General features: G+C 58.3%; 6 protein-coding genes and 8 pseudogenes. 5 read left to right on the plus strand and 9 right to left on the minus strand.

The genetic code is table 11. From position 1 onward, the window contains the following. Positions 1 to 136 precede the first annotated feature (136 nt). The 4 genes and pseudogenes from thyA to rppH all read right to left on the minus strand — a co-directional run bounded on the left by thyA (position 137) and on the right by rppH (position 3,785). Entirely contained in the window at positions 137 to 931 is a 795-nt protein-coding gene (gene thyA, locus EIO60_RS06715) for a thymidylate synthase (RefSeq protein ID WP_258576264.1), read from the minus strand. Further along, a complete protein-coding gene (gene lgt, locus EIO60_RS06720; protein WP_258576310.1) occupies positions 928 to 1,809 on the minus strand; it encodes a prolipoprotein diacylglyceryl transferase in 882 nt (293 codons plus the stop codon). The genes thyA and lgt overlap by 4 nt, the downstream gene beginning before the upstream one ends. 118 nt (positions 1,810 to 1,927) lie before the next feature. Next, positions 1,928 to 3,242 (minus strand): annotated as a pseudogene (locus EIO60_RS06725) (putative PEP-binding protein). Positions 3,243 to 3,254: 12 nt separating this feature from the next. Beyond that, the gene (gene rppH / locus EIO60_RS06730) at positions 3,255 to 3,785 is read right to left on the minus strand and encodes an RNA pyrophosphohydrolase (protein ID WP_258576265.1); all 531 of its coding nucleotides are present in this window, start codon (positions 3,783 to 3,785) and stop codon (positions 3,255 to 3,257) included. A gap of 685 nt (positions 3,786 to 4,470) precedes the next feature. Between rppH and mutH the strand changes: the two genes are divergently transcribed. From mutH to EIO60_RS06745, 3 genes and pseudogenes are all read left to right on the plus strand, one after another. Next, positions 4,471 to 5,148, plus strand: a complete 678-nt coding sequence (gene mutH, locus EIO60_RS06735) for a DNA mismatch repair endonuclease MutH (RefSeq protein WP_374058146.1) — start codon at positions 4,471 to 4,473, stop codon at positions 5,146 to 5,148. Between the two features lie 72 nt (positions 5,149 to 5,220). Then, positions 5,221 to 5,921 (plus strand): annotated as a pseudogene (locus tag EIO60_RS06740) (TerC family protein). A 194-nt stretch (positions 5,922 to 6,115) separates the two neighbouring features. Continuing rightward, positions 6,116 to 6,574, plus strand: a pseudogene (locus EIO60_RS06745) (aldo/keto reductase); the annotation flags it as partial. A gap of 238 nt (positions 6,575 to 6,812) precedes the next feature. Here the strand turns inward: EIO60_RS06745 and dinB are convergent. Then, a pseudogene (dinB, locus tag EIO60_RS16625) lies at positions 6,813 to 7,857 on the minus strand (DNA polymerase IV). A gap of 325 nt (positions 7,858 to 8,182) precedes the next feature. Between dinB and dpaA the strand changes: the two are divergent. Next, on the plus strand, positions 8,183 to 8,926 hold the full coding sequence (gene dpaA / locus EIO60_RS06760; protein ID WP_258576269.1) for a peptidoglycan meso-diaminopimelic acid protein amidase: 744 nt from the start codon (positions 8,183 to 8,185) through the stop codon (positions 8,924 to 8,926). On the opposite strand, the pseudogene EIO60_RS06765 reads toward dpaA, so the two are convergent. Beyond that, positions 8,897 to 9,457 (minus strand): annotated as a pseudogene (locus EIO60_RS06765) (class II glutamine amidotransferase). The gene dpaA and the pseudogene EIO60_RS06765 sit on opposite strands and share 30 nt — an antisense overlap. Positions 9,458 to 9,510: 53 nt before the next feature. After that, positions 9,511 to 10,089, minus strand: coding sequence for a D-sedoheptulose 7-phosphate isomerase (gene lpcA, locus EIO60_RS06770; protein WP_258576270.1), 579 nt, complete (start codon positions 10,087 to 10,089; stop codon positions 9,511 to 9,513). A gap of 236 nt (positions 10,090 to 10,325) precedes the next feature. Here lpcA and fadE point away from each other — a divergent pair. Then, a pseudogene (gene fadE / locus EIO60_RS06775) lies at positions 10,326 to 12,747 on the plus strand (acyl-CoA dehydrogenase FadE). 115 nt (positions 12,748 to 12,862) lie between these two features. On the opposite strand, the pseudogene EIO60_RS06780 reads toward fadE, so the two are convergent. Further along, positions 12,863 to 13,405: pseudogene (locus EIO60_RS06780) on the minus strand (1,2-dihydroxy-3-keto-5-methylthiopentene dioxygenase). Then, positions 13,402 to 13,820: pseudogene (mtnC, locus tag EIO60_RS06785) on the minus strand (acireductone synthase); the annotation flags it as partial. The pseudogenes mtnC and EIO60_RS06780, both read right to left, overlap by 4 nt. Between the last annotated feature and the right edge of the window lie 124 nt (positions 13,821 to 13,944).

Below are 13,944 nucleotides of genomic sequence, written 5' to 3' on the forward strand. Positions count from 1 at the left end.
GCGGCCGGTGCGCAGCAAAGCTGCAAGCGGTTGTAGCGCGTCGCAGCAGCCTGCGAGGCCGTGCGCAAAGAGGTGGACGCGGCATAAAAAAGCCCCGGCAAGCGGGGCTGCCGGGCTTTGTTGTTTGGCCTACGCGCTATACCGCGACCGGCGCCTTGATGGCGGGATGGGGATCGTAGCCTTCGATCTCGAAATCCTCGAAGCGGTAGTCGAAGATGGAGTCGGGCTTGCGCTTGATCCCCAGCGTCGGCAGCGCGCGCGGCTCGCGTGTCAGCTGCAGGCGCGCCTGCTCTAGATGGTTGCTGTAGAGGTGGATGTCGCCGCCGGTCCAAACAAAATCGCCCACCTGCAGGTCGCACTGCTGCGCCACCATATGCACTAGCAGCGCGTAGCTGGCGATATTGAATGGTAGACCGAGGAAGATATCGCAGGAGCGCTGGTAAAGCTGGCAGGAGAGTTTGCCGTCCGCCACGTAGAACTGGAAGAAGGCGTGGCACGGCGCCAGCGCCATCTCATCCAGCTCACCGACGTTCCACGCCGAGACGATAATGCGGCGTGAATCGGGATCGCGCTTCAGCTGCTCGATCACATTCGCAATCTGGTCGATCTCCTCGCCGCGCGCGTTGCCCCAGCTGCGCCACTGCTTGCCGTAGACCGGGCCGAGCTCGCCGTTTTCGTCGGCCCACCCGTCCCAGATGGTGACCTTGTTCTCTGTCAGGTAGCCGATATTGGTCTCGCCCTTCAGGAACCACAGCAGCTCGTGAATAATAGAGCGCAGGTGCACTTTTTTCGTGGTCACCAGCGGAAAGCCGTCCTGCAGATTGAAACGCATCTGGTGGCCGAAAATCGACAGCGTGCCGGTGCCGGTACGATCCGATTTTGGAGTGCCCTCATTCAGCACGTGTTGCATCAGGTCCAGATACTGTTTCATTTTACCTCTCGAGTTTGCGGCTGCGGGCGACGACGATACGCCCAGACCATAATAATAACGCCCGCTAGGATCATCGGAATGGATAGGATCTGCCCCATGCTGATGCCGCCTTCAAACAGCCCAAGCTGCGCGTCCGGCTGACGGAAAAATTCAACGATAATGCGAAACGCGCCGTAGCCGATCAGGAACAGGCCGGAGACGCTGCCCATCGGGCGCGGTTTGCGGATAAACAGGTTAAGAATAATAAACAGTACCACCCCTTCCAGCATCAGCTCATAGAGCTGCGAAGGATGACGCGGCAGCACGCCGTAGGTGTTCAGCAGCGCCTGATACTGCGGGTTGTTTACCGCCTGCGCCACGTCTTCGCTGCGCGAGCCGGGAAACAGCATGGCGTATTTAAAGTCGGGCGCAACGCGGCCCCACAGCTCGCCGTTGATAAAGTTGCCGAGACGACCGGCGCCGAGGCCGAACGGGATCAGCGACGCGATAAAGTCGGAGACCTGGAAAAAGGTGCGCTTCGTGCGGTGCGCGAAGATCAGCATCACCACGATCACGCCGATCAGGCCGCCGTGGAACGACATGCCGCCATCCCAGACTTTGAACAGATAGAGCGGATTTTCCAGAAACAGTGACAGGCTATAGAACAGCACATAGCCGATGCGGCCGCCGAAGAAGACGCCGAGGAAGCCGGCGTAGAGCAGGTTCTCTACCTCCTCTTTTTTCCAGCCGCTGCCGGGTTTGTTGGCGCGGCGTACCGCCAGCCACATGGCAAAAATAAAGCCAACAAGGTACATCAAACCGTACCAGTGCAGCGAAACCAGTCCGATAGAGAAGATCACCGGATCGAACTGCGGAAATGCAATATAGCCGTTATTCATCATTCACCATTCAATTTTCAGCCCTGAAAAAGGGCGCCAGGCGGATATGTTAAAGGCTGCTCATAGTAGCACAGCCTGCTTTTTACGGGGCAACGGAAAATGTAAACGCGGGTATCGATCAGCGCCCGCCGCGGATCAGGCCGTCCAGGCCGTGACGCTCCATAAAGGCAGAGACCAGATGGCGAACTTCCGTGGCGGTATGCGCGTCGAGCGCCTGCTCGCTCAGCTTTTGCGTTTCCTCGTTATCCAGATGGCACAGCAGTATTTCACGCGCGGCACGCTCTTGCCGTTCATGCTGAGGTGATGATAGCCAAGCCTTACCAGCAGCGCCACATACATCGGATCGCCAGCCATTTCACCACAAAGGCAGAGCTGGAGATTCGCCAGACGGGCTTCGCTGGCGATGGCGCGCAGCATGGCGGGATGCCGCGGATCGTAGAGATTGGCGACGCGAGAATTGTTGCGATCCACCGCCATCAGATACTGGGTCAGATCGTTGGTGCCGACCGAAACGAAATCGACGCGCGACGCCAAGTGCGGGATCATAAACAGCATCGACGGCACTTCGATCATCGCCCCGATGCGCGGTTTGGGGATCACGTAGCCCAGCATCTCTTCCACTTCGCGTCCGGCGCGCTGGATCAGCCGCACCGCGTCGTCGATCTCGTAGATGTGGCTGATCATCGGCAGCAGAATGTTGAGGTTGCCGGAGGCGGCGTTGGCGCGCAGCATGGCGCGCACCTGCACCAGGAAAATCTCCGGCTGATCCAGCGTCAGGCGAATGCCGCGCCAGCCGCTCGCGTTCGCGCTGAACGTCAAGGGTCGAGGCGGCGGAGACCTGATCGAGCAACGGCTGGGTTTCATCGACACAGCCTGGCGCGACCGCCACGCCGGGCGCGGCGGCGATGGCGCGCACCCGCGTCTGGCAGAACTGCCCGAACAGCTAGCCGAGCTGCGACTGCGACAGCAGCGTCGCCATCTGCGTCGCCAGCGTCACCAGGAATGACTCTTCGCTCTCGTCGAACTGCCGGTGTTCGTGCTGCTGAACAACCAGCACACCAAGCAGCTGGCGGCGGCTGATAATCGGCACGCCGAGGAAGGAGCGGTAGCGCTCCTCTTTTACCACTACCGCGGGGATATATTTTAAGCTAGGGTGGCTTTACGCGTCTGAGAGGTTAATCGGCTCGGCGAGGCGTCCCACCAGCCCGACAATCCCTTCGCCGAAGGCCAGCGTCACGGTGCGCCCGCGCGGTTTTTTCAGGCCGCGCGTCGCCATCAGGTAGTAGCAATGGTGCTCGTGATCGGCGAGGTAAACCGAGCACACTTCCGTGTCCATCGCCAAGCAGATCTCATTGACAAGAATATTGAGCGCATCGTTCAGACGAGGCGCGCTCGCTACTTTATTCTACGATTTCGCTCAACTGAGTGAGCATAAGGGGCGTGGCCTACCCTCTTTTCCGTCGATGGGCTGGCGCGCTGCGCTGTTGCCCTGTACTCTCCTGCATCGACATCACCACTCCAGCGAATTCCTTCATGACGCGGCGATAGACATCACGCTTGAAGGAGACTACCTGACGCACCGGATACCAGAAGCTCACCCAGCGCCAGCCGTCAAACTCCGGCGTGCTGCTGTGCTGCACATTGATATCTGCGTCATTGCACATCAACTGCAGAAGAAACCACTTTTGTTTCTGGCCGATACATACCTGCTTTGTGTCCCAACGCACCAAACGTTTCGGCAATTTGTAGCGCAACCAGTTACGGGTAGATGCAAGTATTCGAACATCTTTACGGTGTAAACCCACCTCTTCGAGCAGTTCGCGATACATCGCTTGTTCTGCGGTTTCACCGGGATTGATGCCTCCCTGAGGAAACTGCCAGGAGTGCTGTCCAAAGCGCCTGGCCCACAACACTTGTCCTTGCCTGTTACAGATTACAATACCAACATTCGGGCGGTAGCCATCATCATCGATCACTGGACTACCTCAAAGCTAAATTTGAATAGCCTGATTGTTTCACACTCCTCACAAGCGGTAAACTACAGGATCATGGGCAGGAACGCCGGGTAACTCCTAGATAACTCACAGGGTTATCCAGAGTTATAAACAATAAAAGGGTTAAACCGTCGATCTTATTCACCTTTTCTGTGGATAGCTATGTGCAGAACACGGGAATTAGCTGAATAAACTGATTGGGACGCTGCGAGAGAACAACATAAATCGACAAATTTTATCACTTAAAAACAGCCTGTTAATCAGCTCTTATTCAGAATTAAAGCGCTGAATCCGGCTATAACGCACCAGCAAAAGAGGCCACTGGTTAAAGATCGAGCGGTGTCGTCTTTACCCACAGACAATGCAGTAAACTTGGCCATCAGCGGACAAAAATGGCGCAAAGCCCCGGAAGTCAAGCCTGTAAATGGAACCAGTAGCTCCCTTCAGCTTGGGTATCCCACCATTCTATGGATAACTTAGTTTAAAATCCTGTTCATTGCGGCCCGCATCCCAGGATACCCTTGCACTTTCAACAGCAAGCTCTGGCGCGCGTCGTTAAAAACAGATGTTGAATCATGCTATTATCAGCGCCTTTGCGCGAATCGACGCTGTGGAAAACCGCGCCCGGCAAATTTCTGCTTATTTTTTAAACTAGATGAGTTTTGCTGTGAATACCTCGCTTGTTCCGCCTGAAAACGAAACGATGCTGCTATCACGCGCCTATGCGCTAGCGGGCCAGACGCTGGCGGCGCTGGCCGCGCAGGCGAGGCTGCCGATGCCGGCGGATTTTAAACGCGATAAGGGTTGGGTCGGTATGCTGCTGGAGCGGCATCTGGGCGCCAGCGCGGGCAGCAAGGCGGAGCAGGATTTCGCCCATCTCGGCATCGAATTGAAAACCATCCCGGTGGACGCGCAGGGTAAACCGCTGGAGACCACCTTTGTGTGCGTGGCCCCGCTGACCGGCAACAGCGGCATCACCTGGGAGACCAGCCACGTGCGGCACAAACTGGCGCGCGTGCTCTGGATCCCGGTTGAGGGCGATCGCGCCATTCCGCTCGCGCAGCGCCGCGTCGGCGCGCCCTTGCTGTGGCGTCCGAATGAAGAGGAAGAGCAGATGCTGCGTCAGGACTGGGAAGAGCTGATGGATATGATCGTCCTGGGCCAAGTTGAGCACATCACCGCGCGTCACGGCGCCTGGCTGCAAATCCGCCCGAAAGCCGCCAACAGCCGCGCTCTGACCGAGGGCATCGGCGAGCATGGCGAACCGATTATGACGCTGCCGCGCGGCTTCTATCTCAAGAAGAGCTTCACCGCACCGCTGCTGGCGCGTCATTTTTCACTGTGAGTTATTCGAGCCGGATGCGCATAATTGTCGTTTACTTTTCGTTTAGGATTGAGTGTAAACATGTTTGAGTAGATAACCGATCCCAAAGCCTGGCTGGCACTAGGTACGCTGACCATCCTCGAAGTGGTTCTGGGCATCGGTAGTATTATTTTCCTTTCTCTGGTCGTCGCGAAACTTCCCAAGCATCAGCAGGCCAGCGCGCGTAGCCTCGGCCTGATAGGTGCAATGCTTATGCGTCTTGGCCTGCTGGCTTCCATCGCCTGGGTGGTGCGACTGACTAATCCGCTCTTTACCTTGTTTGAGCATGACTTCTCCTAGCGCAACCTGATCCTGATTGGCGGCGGGCTTTTTCTGCTGTGGAAGTCGAGCATGGAGATTCATGAAACGATTGAGGGCAACGAAGAGGAGCATAAAACCAATGTTCACTCTTTCCTCGGCGCTATCGTGCAGATCATGCTGCTGGATATTATTTTCAGCCTGGATTCGGTTATCACCGCCGTTGGCCTCTCCGACCATCTGTTTATTATTTATTATAGCCGCCGTCGTGATTGCGGCTGACGATAATGTTCGCCGCGCGCGCCATCGGCGATTTCGTCGATCGTTATCCCTCAATCAAAATGCTGGCGCTCTCTTTCCTGATCCTGGTGGGCTTTACCCTGATTCTGGAAGGCTTTGCCGTGCATGTGCCGAAGGGCTACATCTATTTCGCCATGTTCTTCTCTATGGCCGTCGAGTGTCTAAACCTGATGCGCGGCAAGAAAAACGCGGCGTAAGGGCATAAAAAATGTCAAGGGCGGCCAGCGGCCGCCCTTTTATTTTCAGATTCATGCGATAACGCAACGCGCCAAAACAATTTATTACTAAACTTTTTGCAGCTGATGCTGTGCGGACCGGAGGCGACGGGCGACACGGCCAGCGTAACCTTCAGGCTGACGGGAGTGAGAGGAATAAAGGCGATGAAAGAGTGAATCCCTACAGTTTGCTCAACCGCAGCTTCGAGGTAGGTCTGGCGGAGATTAGCCAGCATGAAGAGGGTGAGCTGCTGGCCTACTCAAGCCTCGCCTTCGGCACGCTGAGCGGCAAGTATCTGAACGGCACACAACCTGACGGCGCGCACAATACGCTGTTCAGCCGATTTACCCGCTACAGCGGCGAGCAGTCCCAGCAGGCAATTGCGGAGTATGTGGCGCTGGCGCAGAAGCATCGGTTGGACCCGTCGCAGATGGCATTGGCTTTTGTGCGCTAGCAGCCGTTTGTCGCCAGCACGCTGCTGGGGGCGACCACGCCTGAGCAGCTGAAGATCAATATCGACAGTTTTAATCTGACGCTGGACGCCGAGGTGCTGGAGGGGCTGGAGGCGATTCACCGCCGGTATACTTATCCGGCGCGCCTTGAGGGCATCAGGGGTAGGTTGTTGAGTTGGTGATTTTGGTGGGGGCGGTGGTTGGTTTGGCGTCGGCTGTTGGTTCGGTGCATTTGGTGGCGTCGTCTGCTGCTCCGACACCTGCGCCGCCAGCCTGGCAGCGCTTTACGTTTGGCGTGGTCTGTGAATGGTTGATCGGTGACGTTTGAGGTTAACGGCGCGGGATGCTTTGCTCTTTAAGAAGGCCGACTGCTGTCTGGTTTAGCATCGTCGATTAGCTGATAACGGCTGCCGTTTGTGGCTACAGGCCCAGCAGCAGTTGCCGCTCCAGCTGCGGAGCCAGCAGCGTGACGTGCAAGCCTCACCAGCCTTACGCCCCGCCCCGCCCCGCGCGCCGCTCATCCCAGGTTTTGCGCGCTACGGAGATCAGATCCTCTTTATTCAACATCGGCCAGATATACTCCTGAGTGGTGAGCTGGAAATCTCTGAACTTGAGTTTCACCCCCTGACGCGCAATCTGTTTGTCGGACCTGGCGTGCGTCAGACGACGATCCAGCTCTGCGTACAGAAAGTCGATAATTTCCAGGCACGCTTCCCAGCTGTGTATATCTTCCGCCAGGGTGCGCTCGACGCCCACCGACTTGCGTTCGCTCTCCACCACCACGCCGCGCTCGTCGATGCCGTGGCTGCGCTCCCACACAACGCGGCCAAATTTGCCGAAGCGCTTGAGTAGCTGCGCTACGTCCGCCTTTTGCACGTCGCCGCAGGTGTGAAGCCCTATCTCCTCCAGCTTTTTCGTCGCAACTTTACCGACGCCTGGGATTTTCGCCAGCGACAGCAACAGCAACAGCAGATACTGGGGCATCGCCTGCGGGATGATGACGTACTGCCCGTTCGGCTTATTCATATCAGAGGCGATTTTGGCGAGAAACTTGATTGGCGCAATGCCCGCCGATGCGGTCAGCCCGGTCTCGCGCAGGATAGTGTCGCGAATTATCGCGGGCGATAAGCGTGGCGGAGCCGTGACAGTGCGGGCTGTCGGTCACGTCCAGATAGGCTTCATCCAGCGACAGCGGTTCAATCTTCGGCGTATAGCGCAGGAAAATGGCGCGGATCTGCTGCGACGCCTCTTTATAGGCGTCAAAGCGCTCCGGCAGCAGCTTGAGATGCGGACAGAGCTTCAGCGCCATGCCGGTGGGCATTGCGCTGCGCACGCCATATTTGCGCGCCGGGTAGTTGGCCGTGATGATAACGCCGCGTCGCTCACGGCTACCGCCAATGGCGATGGGAATGTCGCGCAACGCCGGGTTGTCGCGCATCTCCACCGCTGCATAGAAGCAGTCCATATCGACATGTATGGTTTTCACCCTTGCCCACCGTCAGGTTTTCGCTCCCCTTCATGATACTGTATAGACGTACAGATGCAAAAGCGGCGTAGCGCCAGCGACTTACGCGACGGTCAGCAAGAAAAAAAGGCATCTGTCAGATCCGCCACTAAAGTTTACAAAATTCTGGCCGTCATACCTTCGGGAAAACGCGAATTTACCAGGCGGCGTCTTGATAAAAAAACAGACGATGCTAATGTTGCGCTGCAGCAGCGGAGTTTTCCGATAATGCAAGTCTGAGACACGTCTTGCGTCACTGTTCTTCCTCACTCAAGGTACACACGGCATGGGCAAAATCGCACTTCTGTTTGCGATGACTTTGATGCCAGCCCTCAGCATGGCAATGACTCCCGAGCCGACGCAGCAGAAGTCGACGCCGGTGAGCAAAGAATTAAAGAAACAGTTACTTGGCACTTCGGTTTACATTCAAATTTTCAAGGAAGAACGCACGCTGGAGCTGTACGGCAAAATCGGCAACGAATTTCGCCTGCTCGATACCTATCGCATCTGTAACTTTTCCGGCAGCCTTGGGCCGAAGCGTCGCGAAGGGGATTTTAAAAGCCCGGAGGGGTTCTACAGCGTCAAGCTGAATCAGCTCAAGCCGGACAGCCGCTTTTATCGCGCCATTAACGTGGGGTTTCCTAACCAGTACGATCGCGATCACGCCTATACAGGTAACTACCTGATGATCCACGGCGACTGCAAATCCATCGGCTGCTACGCCATGACCGACGCCTATATGGATGAGATCTTTACCTACGTGAATGCGGCGCTGCGCAACGGACAGCCGCAGGTGCACATCAGCATCTTCCCGTTCCGCATGACCGACAGCAATATGCAGCGCCACCGCTACTCGACCTACGACAGCTTCTGGCGCGAGTTGCAGCCGGGCTACGCGTACTTCGCCAAATATCATCAGCCGCCGACGGTGAATGTCGCCAGCGGCAGCTACTTGATGAACAGCAGCCCGGTCGTCGTCAATCCCGAAGCCGCCTCGAAATCATTCCTGGCGCTCTCCAAGGCAGAATAACACCCACTCACTTGGCACGATGCGGTGCCAAGTTTCATTTCCCGTCAGCGGCTGCATCGCGATCACCGTCACCACGTCGTTGGCGGGGGTGTGCGGGTAGCGCGTCGCCAGCTTGTGCAGTATCCAGCAGAACGCCTTTTCGCTGTCGGTCTCCCCTACCGGGCGAAAATGGCCGGTTTCCCGCTGGCGATAGCCTTTCAGCTGGCCGTTATGGGCGTAGGTCCAGTTGCGTCCCCACAGCTCACGAGTAAAGGGATGGGTGTTCTCCAGCGACACCTGGCCGCGATTCGCCTGTCAGATATGCGCCACCACCGAATGGGACTTAATGGGGTACTCCTGCACCAACCGCGCAATGGGCGAGTTATAGCTCGGCAGGGGATCTTTAAAGGTGCGGCACCCTTTGTCCTCATAGAAGGTGATGCCCTAGCCATCTTTATGCGGTCCGGTTCCGCCGCCGCGCTGCACCAGGCCGGTAAAACTGAAACAGATATCGGTTGGAACGTTAGTGCTCATGCCGAGCAATTCGCACATAGCTACCGCTTTAGTCAGCATCGCCGCCAGCGTTTAACCCGGCGGCCAAGGCCTTACTTCACCATCTCTTTTTCAATCAGCAGCATCAGGATATGGATCACCTTGATGTGGATCTCCTGAATGCGGTCGGCGTAGCCGAAGTGCGGCACACGGATTTCAATATCCGCCGAGCCCGCCATCTTGCCGCCATCTTTGCCGGTCAGGATGATGACCTTCATGCCCTGCGCACGCGCCGCCTCAATCGCCTTGATGATATTGGCGGAGTTGCCGGAGGTAGAGAGCCCCAACAGTACGTCGCCCGGACGGCCTACCGCCTCGATATAGCGCGAGAAGACGTAGTCGTAGCCGAAATCGTTGCTGACGCAGGAGAGATGGCTGACGTCGGAGATGGCGATGGCTGGATAGCCCGGGCGATTTTCGCGATAGCGCCCGGTCAGCTCTTCGGCAAAGTGTATTGCGTCGCAGTGCGAGCCGCCGTTGCCGCAGGAGAGCACTTTCCCGCCGGCCTTGAAGCTGTCGGCCAGCAGCACCGCCGCATGCTGAATGGCGTTAATGTTCGCCTCGTCGCTGAGAAAGGTGTTCAGCGTATCTGCCGCTTCATTCAGCTCGGAACGAATGATGTCCTGGTACATAGGGATGTCGTCCTTGTTAGTAAAAGAGTGACTTCGCAAGTTTAACGGAATGTCGGGTTGCCGCAAAGCGCGTCCCGCCGGCGCGGTGCCTGGCTCGGCCGACGCCCGACGGCGTACAGTCCGATTTTGTGAGTAAGGTTGTAATTGCGATGTAAACAAATTGCTAATTCATGCGCGCTGCTTTACACATGTATCCATGATAGGTCAGACCTCTTATCACTTACGGAGCTGTGATTATGATGGTTGTGTCGATCCCTGCGACGCTGGTGCTGATCAGCGCCCTCTTTTATCACCGCGTCTCGCTGGCGATAAGCAACGCGCTGCTACTGCTGTAGACCGCGGTCTAGGCGACAGAGCACATCTGGACGTCCTGGCTGCCGCTGGCGATTGTAATGCTGCCGTTTAACCTGCCGGGCATGTGCAGCTCCCTGTTCTCGCAGCCAGTGCTGCAACGCTTCCAACAGGTAATGCCGCAAAAAGAGGCGATAGAGGCTGGCACCACCTGGTATGCAGGCGATCTGTTTCAGGGGCGACCGGACTGGCAGAAACTGCACAACTATCCGCAGCCGCGCCTGACGCCGGAAGAGCGGGCGTTTCTCGACGGCCCGGTAGAGGAGGCGTGCAGCATGGCCAATGACTTCGAGATCACCCATGAAATGGCGGACCTGCCGCCGGAACTCTGGGCCTACCTGAAAGAGCAGCGCTTTTTCGCCATGATTATCAAGAAAGAGTATGGCGGGCTGGAGTTCCCCGTCTACGCACAGGTGCGCGGGTGCGGGTGCTACAAAAGCTGGCGGGCGTCTCCGGCATCCTTGCCATCACTGTCGGCGTAACTAACTAGCTTGGCCCCGGCGTACTGCTGCAGCACTACGGCACCGACGCGCGAAAAACCACTATCTGCCGCGGCTGGCGCGCGGCGACGAGATCCCTTGCTTTGCGCTGACCAGCCCGGAAGTGGGCTACGACGCCGGCCCCATTCCGGATACCGGCGTAGTCTGCATGGGCGAATGGCAGGGCGAGCAGGTGCTCGGCATGCGCCTGGCCTGGAACAAGCGTTATATTACGCTGGCGCCTGTAGCGACCGTGCTCGGGCTGGCTTTTAAGCTCTCCTATCCCGATCGCCTACTGGGCGATACCGCGTCGCTGGGCATTACCTGCGCGCTGATCCCCACCAGCACGCCGGGCGTGGAGATAGGCAAACGTCACTTCCCACTGAGCGTACCGTTCCAGAACGGCCCGACGCGCGGCACCGATATCTTCGTGCCGATCGACTTTATTATCGGCGGCCCGCACATAGCCGGTCAGGGCTGGCGCATGCTGGTTGAGTGTCTGTCGGTGGGCCACGGCATTACCCTGCCCTCCAACTCCACCGGCAGCCTGAAAAGCCTAGCGCTGGCCACCGACGCCTATGCCCATATTCGCCACCAGTTCAAAGTATCTATCGGCAAGATGGAGGGCATTGAGGAGCCGCTGGCGCGCATCGCCGGCAACGCCTACATAATGGACGCGGCGGCGACGCTGATCACCACCAGCATTATGCAGGGCGAAAAACCGGCGGTGCTGTCGGCGATCGTCAAGTATCACTGCGGCCAGCGCGCCATCGTCGACGCCATGGATATCGCCGGCGGCAAAGGCATTACGCTGGGGCGCAACAACTTCCTCGCCCGCACCTACCAGGGCGCGCCGATCGCCATTACGGTGGAAGGGGCAAACATTCTGACGCGCAGCATGATTATCTTTGGTCAGGTCGCCATCCGCTGCCATCCGTACGTGCTGAAGGAGATGTCGGCGGCGGCAACAGAACCTCAACGCCTTTGACGCGGCGCTGTTCAGCCATATCGGCTATGTGGGCAGCAACGCGGTGCGCAGCCTGTGGCTCGTCCTGACCGCGGGCCGCACCAGCGTGACGCCGACGCGCGACGCCACGCGCCGCTACTACCAGCACCTCAACCGCTTGAGCGCCAACCTCGCGCTGCTGTCGGACGTGTCGATGGCGGTGCTGGGCGGCAGCCTGAAGCGCTGCGAGCGTATTTCGGCGCGACTCGGCGACGTGCTGAGCCAGCTCTATCTCGCCTCTACGACGCTGAAGCGTTACGACGACGAAGGCCGCCACGAGGCCGATCTGCCGCTGCTGCACTGGGGCGTGCAGGATGCGCTGCATCAGGCAGAGCAGGCGATTGAGGATCTGCTGCGCAACTTCCCGAATCGGCTGGCGGCGGGCGCGCTGCGCATGATGATTTTCGCCGGCGGCAACCACTGCCCGGCGCCGAGCGACCGTCTGGATCACAAGCTGGCGAAGCTGCTGCAGCTGCCTTCCGCGACCCGCACACGGCTGGGACGCGGCCAGTATCTGACACCGAGCGAGCATAACCCGGCGGGCCAGCTTGAGCAGGCGCTGCAGGAGGTGATGGCGGCGGAAGCGATCCACGATCGCCTGTGCAAACAGCAGAAAGAGCACTTCTCTTTCACCCGGTTTGACGCACTGGTGCAGCGGGCGCTGCAGGTGGGCTTGATTGACGCCGCCGAGACGGAGGTGCTGACGCGCGCCGAAGCGAGCCGTCTGCGCGCCATTAACGTCGATGATTTTGAGGCGGATGCGCTGGCGGTACCGGCGAAGTGCCAGTGGTAAAGGCGGCGCGGGAGAGCGAGGCGGCGTAACAGCAAGCTTTGCGCAAGGCGTGTGGCGCATATGCGGGTGGCACGGCCCGATCGCAAAGTCGTTTAAGGCGGATATTTCAGCCGTAGCGGGCGCGCTCAGCGCGCCCTGCTGACGTTAAGGCTGGCGTGGATAGGCGTCGGCCATGGCGTCGCCGGTGAAGTGCGCGACCCAGCCTTCCTGATTATCAAAGATGCGGATAGCGGTGAAGTGCGGCGCCGATCCCATATCAAACCAGTGCGGCGTGCCCGCTGGCACTGAGAGCAAATCGTTTTTCTTGCACAGAATCTGATAGACTTAGCCGTCGAGGTGTAGGCAGAACAACCCGGTGCCCTCGACAAAGAAGCGCACCTCATCTTCACCGTCGGTATGTTCGGCGAGAAACTTCTCGCGCAGCACCGCTTTATGCGGATGGTCGGCGCACATGCTGATGACGTCCCAGCCCTGGTAGCCCTTTTCCGATGCCAGCCGATCGATGGCGTACTGATAGGCCTCAATCACGGCTGCGGGCTCAGGATTTTCCCCTAACTCGCGATCCGCCGCCCAGCGCTCAAAGCGCACATTTTTTGCATTTAGCCGTTCGTGGATCATCTCCGCATCGTTACTGTGCCACACTGGCAGTGTGGCTTCGGTATCGGTAAAAATGGTCAATGCACTCATGCTAAAACGACTCCGGAAAAGGTGTTCACCTGATGATGGTGGCATTTGCTTGTCTGCAGGGCCACGAATTAACTGCAGGGTATGCCATCCGGCTTCCGCTGCCGCATTCAGCTCCTGACGCATGTCGGGGAGGAACAGCAGCTGCTCAGCGGGCAGGCCGGCTTTTTCGGCGATATTGCGGCATAAAGCGACCTCGCGCCTGGCGCCGACGCAGGTAGCGAAATAGCCGCTGAACAGACCGGTAACATCCCTCTCATCCTGTAGCCAAATAACAGTTTTTGCGCCGCAACCGAACCGGAAGAATAGACGTAGAGCGCAATACCCTGCTCGCGCCAGGCGGCAGCGAGGGCAGCACGTCGGGACAGCGATGGCCGGTCAAGCTGCCGTTGAGGTAGCCGTTGTGCCAGATCATTCCTGCAGCGCCTTCAGGCCGGTGGCGGGCGCCCAGCCTTTGGCGCCGATGCAGCGGCAGGTCGCCACCCGCTGGTCGAGCGGAGAGCATTCAGACGTGGCGTTTTAAACTTCCTGTAGGGTGTTTT

Origin of the sequence: Candidatus Pantoea persica, assembly GCF_013753875.1 — a bacterium.
In the GTDB taxonomy this organism is placed as follows: Bacteria; Pseudomonadota; Gammaproteobacteria; order Enterobacterales; family Enterobacteriaceae; genus Pantoea; species Pantoea persica.